The sequence below is a fragment of the Herbaspirillum lusitanum genome, from assembly GCF_046025995.1.
GTDB lineage: Bacteria > Pseudomonadota > Gammaproteobacteria > Burkholderiales > Burkholderiaceae_D > Herbaspirillum > Herbaspirillum lusitanum_A.
Genome location: NZ_JAQQFM010000003.1, coordinates 73,181 through 87,203, shown reverse-complemented (window position 1 = coordinate 87,203; position 14,023 = coordinate 73,181). Strand labels below are relative to the sequence as shown.

Genomic DNA, 14,023 nt, shown 5'->3' with positions numbered 1-14,023 from the left:
GGAACTGTAAATACGCGAATAAAAGGCAGAAAAGTTGCCTCTGCTCAATGAAGCAAACGCGACTCGGCGTCTTCTTCGTCCAGAAACAGCTCGTCGAACATCAAGCCGTCCGGTTCCTTGCCCTGGCTCCAGAGCACCATCAACACGATGACCTTGAGCTTTTCCAGGGAAATCGGCGCTTCGCCGGCGGCCAGTGCGCGCTCGATCACGATCTCGCGCTGCATGCCGTCCAGCATCTTGGCCGATTCCAGAAACTGGATGAAGCCGATGGCTTCGGTGCCGAGCAAATCGAATTCCTGGCTCACGTAAATACGAGTGCCAAAGGAAAAGGATGTTTGTTGGGGGAAACGATCGCCGAAGTCGTGATTGGCTTCTTCCAGGTCGGTCAACCAACCCAGTGCCTGAGAAATTTCATCTTCCTCAAAACCGATAGCCGACAATTTCTTGACCAGAGCCTGCGGTTCAGGGCAGGCATCGGGGCGATAGTAGGTTTCGTACAGGTAAACTAAGACGTCGAACATGGGTCTACTCTATCGCGAAGATTGTGATTACACAAGTTAAGCGATTCCAGTATCGCAGGATTTCTCAAATTGCGCAGAAAAATCACGAAGCGCTGCCCATCTGCCTGATCAAGTGTTTCCATTCAGACCAGACGCCGGTAGAGACCGCCCGGCAGCAGCTCGACCTGGCCGTCCAGCTCCAGCGTCAGCAGCATCGCGGCCAAGGCCGAAGCGTCCATGCCCGTGCGCAAAACCAGAGTGTCGATGGCAATCGGGTCGAAACCGATCTGATGCAACAACGGCATTGATGGCGCATCATCTTTGGCAGACGCCGATGAGTCTGCAGTCTGCGCGGACTGCAATTCTTCCACCTCCAACGCCAACTCATCCACAACCGCAGATGAATGCGCAAGCGCCGCGAACGGCTGCGGCCAATAACTCAGCTCGTCCAAAACGTCCTGCGTAGACTCGATCAGTTTGGCGCCCTGCTTGATCAACTGATGGCAGCCTTTCGACATTGGCGAGTGAATCGAGCCCGGGATTGCGAACACGTCGCGCCCCTGTTCGGCCGCCATGCGCGCGGTGATCAGCGAGCCCGATTGCGCCGCCGCCTCAACCACCAGCACCGCACGTGCCAGGCCGGAGATGATGCGATTGCGGCGCGGGAAATTGGCGGCCAGCGGCGGCATGCCCAAAGCGTATTCGCTGACGATGCAGCCACCTTCGGCGATCGCATCGGTCAAGGCCGAGTTACGCGCCGGATACACCACGTCGGCGCCGGTGCCGATCACTGCGATGGTAGAACCTGCACCGCGCAGCCCACCACGATGCGCAGCGGCGTCTATGCCGAGCGCCAGTCCGGAAACAATGGCGATGCCGGCACGACTGATGTCCTGGGAAAAATGTTCGGCATTGCGCATGCCCTGTTCGCTTGCATTGCGGCTGCCGACCACCGCCAGCGAAGCCGCCGCCAACAGCTCGAAGCGACCTCGAACGTACAGCAGAATCGGCGGATCGGCGATGCTCAGCAAGGCATGCGGATAATCGGCGTCGGCCATGCTGACGATGCGGTTGCCGGGCATTGCAGCCCACTCAAGACTGCGCTCGATCAGCGTCTTCACGCGCGCGCTCGGCGGCTTGAAAATGGCGTGGGCAATACGCGGCGATACCACATTGAGCAAGGCGGGCAAATCTGCCTGGAAAATATGTTGCGGCAATCCGAATACGCTGAGCAGCGCGCGTGAAGTTTCCAGCCCGACGCCTTCGGTCTGCTGCAGACGAATCCAGCTGGACAGTTCATGTGCCGCTGCTGCGCCGGCTAATTGATGAACGTCGGCCGCACCGCCCATTGAGCCGGCATCCATTGCCGGATAGGGCAAGCCGCCCGACAAAGGAGAAGTCACGGCTGCACCATACCGTCTGAAGCAAGACGCCCGACATCGCCGATCAGCACCGGCTCGCGTGCGCTCAGGAGCACTGCCGAAGCAGCCTTGGTCGATACGCTGATGATGCGCAGGCGCGCATGGCTTGCGCCGGCGGCGTCTTCGGCATCGGCGCGCAATAAATCAAATTCGATGCCTGCGCGCAGCCCGTCTCTTGTGCCCTTGTCAATCAGCAGCCATTGCTGCGGCCCTGCCTGGGTCAGCCCATCCTGCAGCAAGAGTACCTGTGGCTTGAGATCATGTCGCAACTGAGATGTCGCCGACGATGCGTCCATGCGCGTATCTTCCATCGGCAGCAACACATCGCCTGCTGCCACTTCGCGCAAGGCCTGCGAAATCAGCATCATCCTTGCCGGCTCGGCGGAAACGGATGGCGGCCGCGCGATCGTTGCCACACCCACCAGGCCGATACTGCGAGCCAGGTTTTCATCAGCGCGCGGGTTGCGCAACACGGCGCCGACACGCACTATCTGAAAGCGTCTGTGCCCTGCCATGTGGGATGGCAAGGCGCTGATTCGCACTTGATCGCCGGCGCCGAAATAGCGCCTGCCATCGGAGCCCGCCATGATCTTCGGATAGTCATCAAAGCTATCTTGATCCTCAAGCGCCATGAGTTTCGGTGCGACCTCCGGCCACACCATCCGAGCAGATGCTGATGAAACCAAGGCCAAGGAAGAAACCCGCACCGAAGGTCGCCGCACTTCGCGCGGCGAGGTGTGCGGCCCTTCTGCATGTTCGCCAAACTCATCCGTGGCAGCGAATGCCCGTAAATGATCCGACGCAGGCGCAGCGTTCGCGGCGTTGAAACAACAGAGAAACAGAGACGCTGTGCTAAAATTTTTCACAGAATTTGACCTTGAAAGCGCTTGCTCGCAGGAATCAGCCCTCTTCAGCGACCAGGCTTCCGCCTGAAAACCGCAGCCCTGAACATCAACTGGAATAGGGCGACTGAAGACCGGATCATTTCCCGCAAGACAACAAAAGCAAGGCGACCGATTCTGCCGACTGGCGCTTGAAGTCACAAGGGCAGTCCGCATTTAATGAATAATCCCGAAAGAATTTGCTGCACCCGCCGTTAAGAAGGCAGGCCCGGCAATCCCTTATCACCAGGCAGCAACAGCAATCTGTATTCTGATTTGGTCCACCCCGTCTCTCTTTGCAAAAGCGTATGGCACTACTGAACATTCTGCGTTATCCCGATCCCCGCCTGCACAAGATCGCCAAGCCGGTCACGGTGTTCGATGAACGCATCAAAAAACTGGTCGCCGACATGGCTGAAACCATGTATGCCGCGCCGGGCGTCGGTCTGGCCGCGACCCAGGTCGACGTGCACGAGCAAGTCATCGTGATCGACGTCTCCGACGACGGCAAGGAATTGCGCCCCTTCATCAATCCGGAAATCCTCTGGTCCAGCGAAGAGAAGCGGGTCTACGATGAAGGCTGCCTGTCGGTACCGGGCATCTACGACGGCGTGGAACGGCCGGCGCGCGTCAAGGTGCGCGCCTTCGATGCCGACGGTCAGGCGTTTGAACTGGAAGCCGATGATCTGCTGGCGGTCTGCATCCAGCATGAAATGGATCACCTCAAGGGCAAGGTCTTCGTGGAATACCTGTCGCCGCTCAAGCGCAACCGCATCAAGACCAAGATGCAGAAGGAAGAACGCGAGTTGAAGAAGACCGCCGCCAACGGATGATCTCGAGCGACACGACGTTGAGCAGGATGTAAAAAAAGCGATGTGCATGCACATCGCTTTTTTCATTGCCGCCGCAATATCGCGCCTCAAGCAAGGCGACTCGGCAACATCTCCTCAGATCGTCTGAAACCGATACACCTTGTCTTCACCCAACTGCCGCCGCAACACGCCGTCATACCAGAGCTTGTGCAGATGAGCCACGGCCTCACCCAGTGCGAACGAGACCTGATGCGAATCCAGCGGGCGGCGGAACATCACCGGCAAGATATCTACCGCCGACTGCGGTGTCGCGCAGGCCTCGACCACTTCGGCCAGACGGTCGGCATGATGTTCGTTCAACTGGCGAATGCGCGTGTGCAGACCGCGAAACGGTTTGCCATGAGAAGGCAGCACCAGCGCATCGGCCGGCAGGCCGGCAAATTTCTTCAGCGAATCCAGATACAACTGCACCGGATTGCTCTCCGGCTCGATGGCGAACACCGACACATTGGTCGATATGCGCGGCAACACCATATCGCCCGAAATCAAGACATTGCTCTCGGCGCAATACAGCGCAACGTGCTCCGGCGAATGGCCGAAACCGGTGATCACGCGCCAGTCCCGGCCGCCTATGCGCACCGGATAATCATCGTGCATGCGCGTATAAGCCGACGGTACACGCGGCACCAGTTCCTGATAGTAAGTATTGCGGCCCTGCAGCTTTTTCAGCAGCTCGCTATCGGCCAGACCATGCTTCTGGAAATGCGGCGTCGCCGCCGTGCCCTCGGCGCCCGGCAAGGCCGCCGACATCACCCGCGCGAAAGCATATTCGCCGGTGCTCATCCACAACGGCGCCTGCCAGCGCTGGCACAGCCAGTCGGCCAGACCGACATGATCGGGATGGCAATGCGTGACCAGCACGCGCAGAATCGGCAGGCCGCGCAAATCGTTGGCAAAAATCGTTTCCCAGCTCTCGCGCGTCGCCTCGGTAGCAATGCCGCAGTCGATCACGGTCCAGCCGCGCTGCAGACCGCTTTCGGTCTCCAGTTCATCTTCCAGCAGCCACAGATTGATGTGATCCAGCGCGAACGGCAAGCCCATGCGCAGCCACAGAATGCCGGGCGCGACTTCTCTGGTCGTGCCAGGTTCCGGCAAAGCGTCGCCGTATGCGTATTCGAGCTGGGCTTCAAGAGCGTTCATGAATTACCTGACATTGATTGATGAGCAATAAAAACCGGCGCAGAAATCGCCGGCAATATTTTTTCACTGGACGAAATGGCTGAATATACTTTACGTTAACGTAAAGCGCAAAACACACAGATTTTCCGGCATGACTATTCGCCGCAGAGGCGATGAAATAATCTGCCGCTGCGAACGGCAGCAAGTCACAAGCTTAACAAGTTTGAGCAAGATGCGCAGTCCCGTGCTCCGCCAGTTTTCATCACGCTTCAATTCATTTCGTTTTCATCCGCCGATCGCAATCATGCCTACCTATACCATCACAGAACTGGCGCAGGAATTCGACATCACACCGCGCGCCATCCGCTTCTACGAAGATCAGGGGCTGCTGAGTCCCAGGCGCGAGGGCAGCGGCGGTCGCAATCGCGTCTACGCCGGCAGCGAACGCACGCGGCTCAAGCTGACGCTGCGCGGCAAGCGGCTGGGCTTCACCTTGTCGGAGATCAAGAGCCTGGTCGATATGTATGCATCGCCGAAAGACAGCGCAGCGCAATTGCAGCGTTTTCTCAAGGTCTTGCATGAACATCGCGAAAAGCTGGAGCGGCAGCGCGAAGACCTCGATCTGACGCTCAGCGAAATCGCCGCACATGAAGCCGAATGTCTGCAATTGCTGCAACAGGGCGGGCCCGGCAAGCCGGAAAAAAGGACCAGCCGGCGCGCCGCCACAAGTCATTCTGTGACACCGACAACTCGCAGCACAGGCAGAAAATCTGCGGCCTGAATCGCAGTCCCTGGCCGCTTTCCGCAACGCATTAAAAACAGCAATCGGGCAATTTGGTTAACGTTAACGTCAATTAAGCGTATGATTTCCCGACCACGAATCTGAGCACAAGAACTCATTTCATCCATATTCCAGCAGAGGAGACAAGCATGATGCATTTGCCCGGCCTGAGTTTCGACCACGGAGAAGACATTGAAGCGCTGCGCGCCAGCGTCGCGCAATTCGCGCAGGCGGAGATCGCGCCGCGCGCCGCCGAGATCGATCGCAGCGATCAGTTTCCGATGGATCTGTGGAAGAAGATGGGTGATCTCGGCGTGCTCGGCATCACCGCCGACGAACGTTACGGCGGCGCCGGCATGGGTTATCTGGCGCACATCGTGGCGCTGGAAGAAATCTCGCGCGCCTCGGCGTCGGTCGGCCTGTCGTACGGCGCGCACTCCAATCTGTGCGTCAACCAGATCAAGCGCAACGGCAATGATGCGCAAAAAGAAAAGTATCTGCCCAAGCTGATTTCCGGCGACTTCGTCGGCGCACTGGCGATGTCGGAACCGAACGCCGGCTCCGACGTGGTCAGCATGAAATTGCGCGCCGATCTCAAGGGCGACCGCTATGTCCTGAACGGCAGCAAGATGTGGATCACCAACGGCCCCGACGCCGATGTCCTGGTGGTCTACGCCAAGACCGATCTGCAGGCCGGCGCACGCGGCATGACGGCCTTTCTGGTGGAAAAGGGCTATCCCGGATTCTCGGTCGCGCAAAAACTGGACAAGCTGGGGATGCGCGGCTCGCACACCGGCGAACTGGTGTTCCGCGATTGCGAAGTACCAGTCGACAACGTGCTGGGCGGCGTCGGCCGCGGCGTCAATGTCCTGATGTCGGGCCTGGATTTCGAACGCACGGTATTGTCCGGCGGACCGCTTGGCATCATGCAGGCCTGTATGGATACGGTGGTGCCCTACATTCACGACCGCAAGCAGTTCGGCCAGGCCATCGGCGAATTCCAGCTGATGCAAGGCAAGCTGGCCGACATGTATTCCACCATGATGGCCTGCAAGGCTTATGTCTACGCGGTGGGTCAGGCCTGCGACCGCGCCAGGTCGCCGGAACAGGCGCGCGCCTTGCGCAAGGACGCCGCCGGCGCGATTCTGTATTCGGCAGAGAAGGCAACCTGGATGGCAGGCGAGGCGATCCAGGCCCTGGGCGGCAACGGTTACATCAACGAATATCCGGTGGGGCGCCTGTGGCGCGACGCCAAGCTCTACGAAATCGGCGCCGGCACCAGCGAAATCCGGCGCATGCTGATCGGCCGCGAACTGTTCGCCGATACGCTGTAAAACGACAGGCGACAGCAACTCCAGCAGCAGCAGACTCAACCAGACAAGGATCAGAACAGCATGAAAGCACCCATCGATTTCTACTTCGACTTCAGTTCGCCCTACGGCTATTTCGGCTCGCTGGAGATCGACAAGCTGGCGGCCAGATACGAGCGTCAGGTGAACTGGCATCCGGTCTTGCTGGGGCCGGTGTTCAAGGCGGTCGGCACCGCGCCGCTGGTGACGATTCCGATGAAGGGCGATTACTCGCGCCACGACATGCAACGCACTGCGCGCTTTCACAACATGCTGTTCACGCCGCCCAGCAATTTCCCCATCGGCAGCCAGGTCGCTGCGCGCGCCATGCTGTGGCTGCAGGAGCAGCTTCCCGACAAGGCGGTGCCCTTCGCCAGGACCATCTACAGCGCCTATTTCACCGAAGACATCGACATCAGCCAGACCGACAAGGTGGTCGGCATAGCGGCCGATCTCGGCGTTGACCGGGTGGCGCTGGCAACTGCACTGGGCGAACAAGACATCAAGGACAAACTCAAGCAGGCGATCGACAGCGCGATGGAGCGCGGCGTGTTCGGCTCACCCTTCGTGATCGTCGACGGCGAAGCCTTCTGGGGCTTCGATCGCTTTACGCAACTCGATGCATTTTTGAAAAACGGAAAGATCTGATGGCCGGCAAGACCGATAAAAACCAAGTCAAGGATTGCCCCTGCGGCGGTGGACTGTTCGCCAAATGCTGCGGCCGCTTCATCAGCGGCGCGGCGATCCCCGACAGCGCCGAACAGCTGATGCGCTCGCGCTACACGGCATTCTCCTTGCGCGACGAAGCCTATCTGAAATCGACCTGGGCCAGCGAGACCTTGCCCGACGACGCCGTCAGCGGCGAAGACGACGTCAAGTGGATAGGCCTCAACATCGTCAAGCACAAACACCTCAGGGACAGCGACCTCGCCACGGTGGAATTCATCGCGCGCTTCAAGGTCGGCGGCCGTGCGCATCGCCTGCACGAAGTCAGCAATTTCGAGCGGCGCGAAGATGAACAGGGCAACAAACGCTGGTACTACGTCGACGGCAGCTTCCCCGACGACGAATAAGCCACGCCGGATCAAACGGGCGGCCGCCTGCCACGCAAATAAGAGCCGCGCTACAACACCAGAGACAATGAGGACCGACCATGCCGCAGATCGAAAGCAAGCTGAACACGCGCAGTGAGGATTTCCAGAACAATAGCGCTGCCATGCAGAGCATCGTCGATGACCTGAAACAAAAAATTGCGGCGATCGCACAGGGCGGCGGCGAGCATGCGCGCGCCAAACATCTGGCGCGCGGCAAGCTGCTGCCGCGCGACCGCGTGCAGATGCTGCTCGATCCCGGCACGCCGTTTCTGGAGTTTTCGCAACTGGCGGCCTATGCCATGTATCCGGACAAGGACGGCAGCGACGCCGCGCCCTCGGCCGGCATCATCACCGGCATCGGCCGCGTGGCCGGCCAGGAATGCGTGATCGTCTGCAACGATGCCACGGTCAAGGGCGGCACCTATTATCCGATGACCGCCAAGAAGCATCTGCGCGCGCAGGAGATTGCCGAATTCAATCACCTGCCCTGCATCTATCTGGTCGACAGCGGCGGCGCCAATCTGCCGAATCAGGATGAAGTCTTCCCCGACCGCGATCACTTCGGCCGCATCTTTTTCAATCAGGCCAATCTGTCGGCCAAAGGCATTCCCCAGATCGCAGTGGTGATGGGTTCATGCACCGCAGGCGGCGCCTATGTGCCGGCCATGAGCGACGAGTCCATCATCGTCAAGGATCAGGGCACCATCTTTCTGGCCGGCCCCCCTTTGGTGAAAGCGGCGACCGGTGAAGTCGTCACGGCCGAAGAACTGGGCGGCGGCGACGTGCATACACGGCTGTCCGGCGTGGTCGATCATCTGGCGCAGAATGATCTGCACGCGCTATCGATTGCACGCAGCATCGTCGGCAATCTCAACCGCAAGAAGCCGCAGCAACTGGCACTGCGCGAGCCGCAGGAACCGAAGTATCCGGCGAATGAGCTGTACGGCATCATCCCGGTCGACACGCGCAAGCCCTTCGATGTGCGCGAAGTGATTGCACGCGTGGTCGACGGCAGTGAATTCGACGAATTCAAGGCGCGCTACGGCACCACGCTGGTGTGCGGCTTCGCGCATCTGCACGGCATGCCGGTCGGCATCATTGCCAACAACGGCATCCTGTTTTCTGAGGCGGCGCTCAAGGGCAGCCACTTCATCGAGCTGTGCTGTCAGCGCAAGATTCCGCTGATCTTTTTGCAGAACATCACCGGCTTCATGGTCGGCAAGAAATATGAAAACGAAGGCATCGCACGCAACGGCGCCAAGATGGTGACAGCGGTGTCCACCGCCGCCGTACCCAAGTTGACGCTGATCATCGGCGGCAGTTTCGGCGCCGGCAATTACGGCATGTGCGGCCGCGCTTTCTCGCCGCGCTTTTTGTGGATGTGGCCGAATGCGCGCATCTCGGTCATGGGCGGCGAGCAGGCGGCCAGCGTGCTGGCCACTGTGAAACGCGACGGCATCGAAGCCAAAGGCGGCAGCTGGAGCGCCGAGGAAGAAGCCGCCTTCAAGGATCCGATCCGCGCGCAATACGAACATCAGGGCCATCCCTATTACGCCTCGGCGCGCCTGTGGGACGACGGCGTGATCGATCCGGCCGATACCCGCACGGTGCTGGCGCTGGGATTGAGTGCGGCCCTGAATGCGCCGATTGAAGAAACAAAGTTTGGCGTGTTCCGCATGTAAATCAGCAGAAGCACAGAACAGCCGGCGGCGTTGAATTCTGTCAAATTACTTACAAAATGCTGACGCGAAATACCGAACAAAAAATCCTCATCGACGTCTTGATATGTGTCGTTGTTTCCCCTTTGAATGCCATTAGAATTTGAGGTTTCGACAAGAAGAAGAGGGTGGGGGAAATGTGGAAATACGGGGTTTCAATTCTGCTAAGCATCTTTGTTCTTTGTGGTTGTGCAGGCACGGTCCATCGTGAAAACAATGCCTTGAAATCGGACTTCGCTTTGGACTCGGTGGCCGAAGTTGAAATCCGGATGACGGACGAAGCGCAGAAATTGCAGACCAACAATACGCAATTCAGCACCAAGGATTTACTCGGCTATCTTGAGCGGAAACTCGATGGGCAATCGCTGCTGAAAAGTGATTCATCGTATCGCTTGCAGGTCACCATTACGCGCTTCCGGATTCGTTCGGCGCTCAGCGCAGTGATGTGGGGAATCATGGCGGGTACGGATTCTGTTGATGGCACGGTTCAAGTATTGAATCGTGACGGCAAACCGGTCCATTCATTTGACGTCTCGGCGTCGTACGGACTGGGCGGATGGGGTGGCGGGCAGGATGGCACGCGCATGAACTGGCTGTACGGAAAATTCGCCGAGCTGACCATCGCCGAGCTGACTGGCAAGACCGAAGCGACGAATGTAAAAAGGGAAAAGCAGGACGCAGGCCAGCCGCGCGTGGTGCGCGCCCGCCAGCAGGATGAAGGAAATGCGCTGGTGGCCACGGCACGCGAAGGCAGCACCACCAAGCTTACCGGCACGTCGAAAACGGAAAGACCGGCTGCCGCAAGGGCCGGCGCGAAACACAACTTCACCGTGCCGGAAGACAGCAGCTTTGCACCCTTAGGAAATGCCGACGCGATTCCCTATGTGAACCAGCGCGCCAAAGAAAGTTATGCGTTGTATCTGACCCGGCCGAATCCGCGCGTCTATGTGATTGCAGCCGGCGGCGCCTGGGCCTATCGCATCGGCAAAGACGCTTTATCCAATGCGCTTGCCGTTTGCGAGTCGAAGTCCAAGGGCACGTGTTATCCCTATGCCATCGACGACCATGTGGTCTGGCAAAGCGATGACCTGGCGCGCGAGGCCATGCGCAAGAAAATGCTGGAAGAAATCCTCGCCAGCCAGAATGCAGGAACAACGATTCAAAAGGTACAGGCACCACCGGCAGAAAAATAAGGCCCGACAAGTGATCAGGAAATTCGCACGAACATTTCTGCCTCACCTGTCGGCCACAGACATTTTCCACTGAAGCCCTGTCGCACCACAGGCTTCGGACGGAAGGAAATTCTGGTCACATTGGAGGAGACAAGATGTTCAGCAAAATTCTGATCGCCAATCGCGGCGAAATCGCCTGCCGCGTTGCCGCGACCGCACGCAAGCTCGGCATCGGAACGGTTGCCGTGTATTCCGAAGCAGACGCGCAGGCCAAGCATGTCAGTGCCTGCGACGAAAGCGTGCTGCTGGGCCCGGCGGCCGCCAAGGAAAGCTATCTGCGCGGCGACAAGATCATTGCCGCCGCGCTGGCGCATGGCGCGCAGGCGATCCATCCTGGCTACGGCTTTCTGTCGGAAAACGCGCAATTCGCCCAGGATTGCGCCGACGCCGGCCTGATCTTCATCGGCCCGCCGGCCGCATCCATCCGCGCCATGGGATCGAAATCTGCGGCCAAGGCTTTGATGGAAACGGCTGCGGTGCCGCTGGTGCCGGGCTATCACGGCGAACGTCAGGACAGCGACTTCCTGCGCGGCGAGGCTGACCGCATCGGCTATCCGGTGTTACTGAAAGCCAGCGCGGGCGGCGGCGGCAAGGGCATGCGCATTGTCGAGCGCTCGGCCGATTTCGACGCCGCGCTGGCGTCGTGCAAACGCGAAGCCATCAGCAGCTTCGGCGAAGACAAGGTGCTGGTCGAAAAATATCTGACGCGACCGCGCCATATCGAGATTCAGGTGTTCGCCGACAGCCTGGGCAATTGCGTCTATCTGTTTGAACGCGATTGCTCGGTGCAGCGTCGCCATCAGAAGGTATTGGAAGAAGCGCCCGCTCCCGGTCTCAGCGAACAGCGCCGCGCCGAGATGGGACAGGCGGCGGTGGCGGCCGCCAGGGCGGTCGGCTATGTCGGCGCCGGCACGGTGGAATTCATTGCGGACTATTCCACATCGGCTAACGGCGGCGCCTTCTATTTCATGGAAATGAATACGCGCCTGCAGGTCGAGCATCCGGTGACCGAGATGATCACCGGCCTCGATCTGGTCGAATGGCAATTGCGCGTGGCGGCGGGCGAAGCATTGCCGCTGCGCCAGGATCAGCTGCACATCCATGGTCATGCGCTGGAAGCGCGCATCTATGCCGAGAATCCGGACAAGGGTTTCCTGCCATCCATCGGCCGCCTGCAACATCTGCGCACCCCGCCGGCGGTCGAGTTTGCGCTCGGCCTGCAAGACGGAACGCCGGCTGCGGTGCGCATCGATTCCGGCGTGCGCGAGGGCGACGCCATCTCGCCCTTCTACGATCCGATGATCGCCAAGCTGATCGTCTGGGGTGTTGATCGCGAGGCCGCGCTGCGCAATATGGCGCAGGCGCTGGCGCAATATCAGGTGGTGGGGCTGGCGACCAATATCGGCTTTCTGCAAAGACTGATCGCGGATCAGGCCTTCGCCGGCGCCGATCTGGATACCGGCCTGATCGAACGCCGCCGCGAGAGTCTGTTCCCTCCGGCGGCGGCCGTGCCACTCGATGCATTGGCGCTGGCCACGGCTGCGCTACTGATGTCGGAACAGGCACAACAACAGAGCAGTGATCCGTGGTCGATCAGCAGCGGCTGGCGCATGAATGCCTCGCTGTTGCGCGGCCTGCAATTCGAGGACGAGGCGCAGCCCTATGCGCTGACGCTGGAGTACGCCAGCGCCGGTCAACACTGGCGTCTGCACAGCGCTGAACAGATCGCGGAATTGTCTCTGCCGTCCATGCAGGACGGCTGGCTGCAGCTTGCGCTGGATGGCCGCCGCGTGCAGGGGAATGTCGTGCGCAGTGGCGAAATCTTCCACGTGTTCTGCGGCGGCCTGCATCGGCAACTCAGCTACCTCGATCCGCTCAGCCATGCCGGCGATAGTGAGGCGGAAGGCGGCCGCCTGACCGCGCCGATGCCGGGCAAGATCGTCGCCGTACTGGTGCAGAAAGGCGCGGTGGTCGAGAAAGGCGCACCGCTGCTGATCATGGAAGCCATGAAGATGGAGCACACCATCGCCGCGCCGGCCGGCGGCACCGTGGAGGATGTGCTGTATCTGGTGGGCGATCAGGTGAGCGAAGGCGCGCAGTTGCTTGAGTTCAAAGCGGCCTGAAGCGGCTACCGCGCCATGAGCCAGCTACAGCTTCCGGTCGGGATGCACGTGCTTGAACGCGGCTGGCTGTCGGCCAACAACATCCTCTTCATCGGCCGCGAAGAAACCGCGCTGGTCGACAGCGGCTACGTCACGCATGCGCCGCAGACGCTGGCGCTGGTGCGCCACGTGCTCGGCACGCGCACGCTGGACCGGCTGCTCAACACGCATCTGCATTCCGATCATTGCGGCGGCAATGCACTGCTGCAAGAGGCGTTCCAGTGCCGTACCGCGATTCCGGCCGCGGAAACCGATAAGGTCGCGCGCTGGGATCAGCAGGCGCTCAGCTATCGCGCCACCGGCCAGCAATGTCCGCGCTTCAGCTTTGACGAGACAATCGCCGACGGCGCCTTGCTGCAACTCGGCGATCTGCAATGGCAGGCGCTGGCGGCGCCGGGCCACGATCCGCATTCACTGATTTTTTATTGTGCGCAGGAAGGCGTGCTGATTTCGGCCGATGCGCTGTGGCAGAACGGCTTCGGCATCATCTTCCCGGAGCTGGAGGGCGAATCGGGATTCGCCGAGGCGCAGGCGACGCTGGAGCTGATCGCGCAACTCGATGTGCGGCTGGTCATTCCCGGTCATGGCGCACCGTTTGACGACGTCGGGGCGGCGTTGCAGCGCGCCTTTTCACGCTTGCAATACATGCAGGAAGATCCGCTGCGCAATGCGCAGAACGGCATCAAGGTCTTGATCAAATTCCTGCTGCTTGAGCGTCAGCGCATTGCGCTCAGTGAGTTGCCGGCGATGCTGCGCGAGATACCGCTGCTGAACGCCGCCAATCGCCGCTTCATGCAGATGGATGAGGAGAGTCTGGCGCACTGGGTGACAGCGCAACTGGAACGCGCCGGCGCCGCCCGCAGCGATGGCGAATTCTTGCTGGATGCCTGAACG

13 protein-coding genes are annotated in these 14,023 nt (G+C 60.0%); 9 read left to right on the top strand and 4 right to left on the bottom strand.

Annotated features, from left to right (window positions below):
- Positions 1-44 precede the first annotated feature (44 nt).
- The 3 genes from PQR62_RS06275 to PQR62_RS06265 form a co-directional block, all read right to left on the bottom strand.
- Positions 45-521 (bottom strand): Smg family protein, encoded by a 477-nt coding sequence (locus PQR62_RS06275; RefSeq protein WP_408155907.1) that lies wholly within the window; start codon positions 519-521, stop codon positions 45-47.
- A 122-nt stretch (positions 522-643) separates the two neighbouring features.
- Positions 644-1,849 (bottom strand): DNA-processing protein DprA, encoded by a 1,206-nt coding sequence (dprA, locus tag PQR62_RS06270; RefSeq protein WP_408156844.1) that lies wholly within the window; start codon positions 1,847-1,849, stop codon positions 644-646.
- A gap of 50 nt (positions 1,850-1,899) precedes the next feature.
- Complete coding sequence (locus PQR62_RS06265; protein ID WP_408155905.1) at positions 1,900-2,787, bottom strand: hypothetical protein; 888 nt, start codon at positions 2,785-2,787, stop codon at positions 1,900-1,902.
- 323 nt (positions 2,788-3,110) lie between these two features.
- On the opposite strand from PQR62_RS06265, the gene def reads away from it, so the two are divergent.
- Entirely contained in the window at positions 3,111-3,635 is a 525-nt protein-coding gene (gene def / locus PQR62_RS06260) for a peptide deformylase (RefSeq protein WP_408155903.1), read from the top strand.
- Between the two features lie 114 nt (positions 3,636-3,749).
- Here def and PQR62_RS06255 read toward each other — a convergent pair whose 3' ends face one another.
- Positions 3,750-4,814, bottom strand: a complete 1,065-nt coding sequence (locus PQR62_RS06255) for an MBL fold metallo-hydrolase (RefSeq protein WP_408155900.1) — start codon at positions 4,812-4,814, stop codon at positions 3,750-3,752.
- Positions 4,815-5,097: 283 nt separating this feature from the next.
- On the opposite strand from PQR62_RS06255, the gene PQR62_RS06250 reads away from it, so the two are divergent.
- From PQR62_RS06250 to PQR62_RS06215, 8 genes are all read left to right on the top strand, one after another.
- Positions 5,098-5,574: a MerR family transcriptional regulator gene (locus tag PQR62_RS06250; protein WP_408155899.1), complete on the top strand. Its 477-nt coding sequence runs from the start codon at positions 5,098-5,100 to the stop codon at positions 5,572-5,574.
- A gap of 149 nt (positions 5,575-5,723) precedes the next feature.
- A complete protein-coding gene (locus PQR62_RS06245) occupies positions 5,724-6,908 on the top strand; it encodes an isovaleryl-CoA dehydrogenase (RefSeq protein ID WP_408155898.1) in 1,185 nt (394 codons plus the stop codon).
- Between the two features lie 60 nt (positions 6,909-6,968).
- Positions 6,969-7,571, top strand: a complete 603-nt coding sequence (locus PQR62_RS06240; protein WP_408155896.1) for a 2-hydroxychromene-2-carboxylate isomerase — start codon at positions 6,969-6,971, stop codon at positions 7,569-7,571.
- Positions 7,571-7,996, top strand: a complete 426-nt coding sequence (locus PQR62_RS06235; RefSeq protein WP_408155895.1) for a YchJ family protein — start codon at positions 7,571-7,573, stop codon at positions 7,994-7,996. Before PQR62_RS06240 ends, PQR62_RS06235 begins: the two co-directional genes overlap by 1 nt.
- Before the next feature lie 80 nt (positions 7,997-8,076).
- Complete coding sequence (locus tag PQR62_RS06230) at positions 8,077-9,699, top strand: carboxyl transferase domain-containing protein (protein WP_408155893.1); 1,623 nt, start codon at positions 8,077-8,079, stop codon at positions 9,697-9,699.
- A 173-nt stretch (positions 9,700-9,872) separates the two neighbouring features.
- Positions 9,873-10,928, top strand: coding sequence for a DUF4410 domain-containing protein (locus PQR62_RS06225; protein ID WP_408155891.1), 1,056 nt, complete (start codon positions 9,873-9,875; stop codon positions 10,926-10,928).
- Between the two features lie 134 nt (positions 10,929-11,062).
- Positions 11,063-13,090: an acetyl/propionyl/methylcrotonyl-CoA carboxylase subunit alpha gene (locus PQR62_RS06220; RefSeq protein WP_408155889.1), complete on the top strand. Its 2,028-nt coding sequence runs from the start codon at positions 11,063-11,065 to the stop codon at positions 13,088-13,090.
- A gap of 15 nt (positions 13,091-13,105) precedes the next feature.
- Complete coding sequence (locus tag PQR62_RS06215) at positions 13,106-14,020, top strand: MBL fold metallo-hydrolase (RefSeq protein WP_408155887.1); 915 nt, start codon at positions 13,106-13,108, stop codon at positions 14,018-14,020.
- The last annotated feature ends 3 nt before the right edge of the window (positions 14,021-14,023 follow it).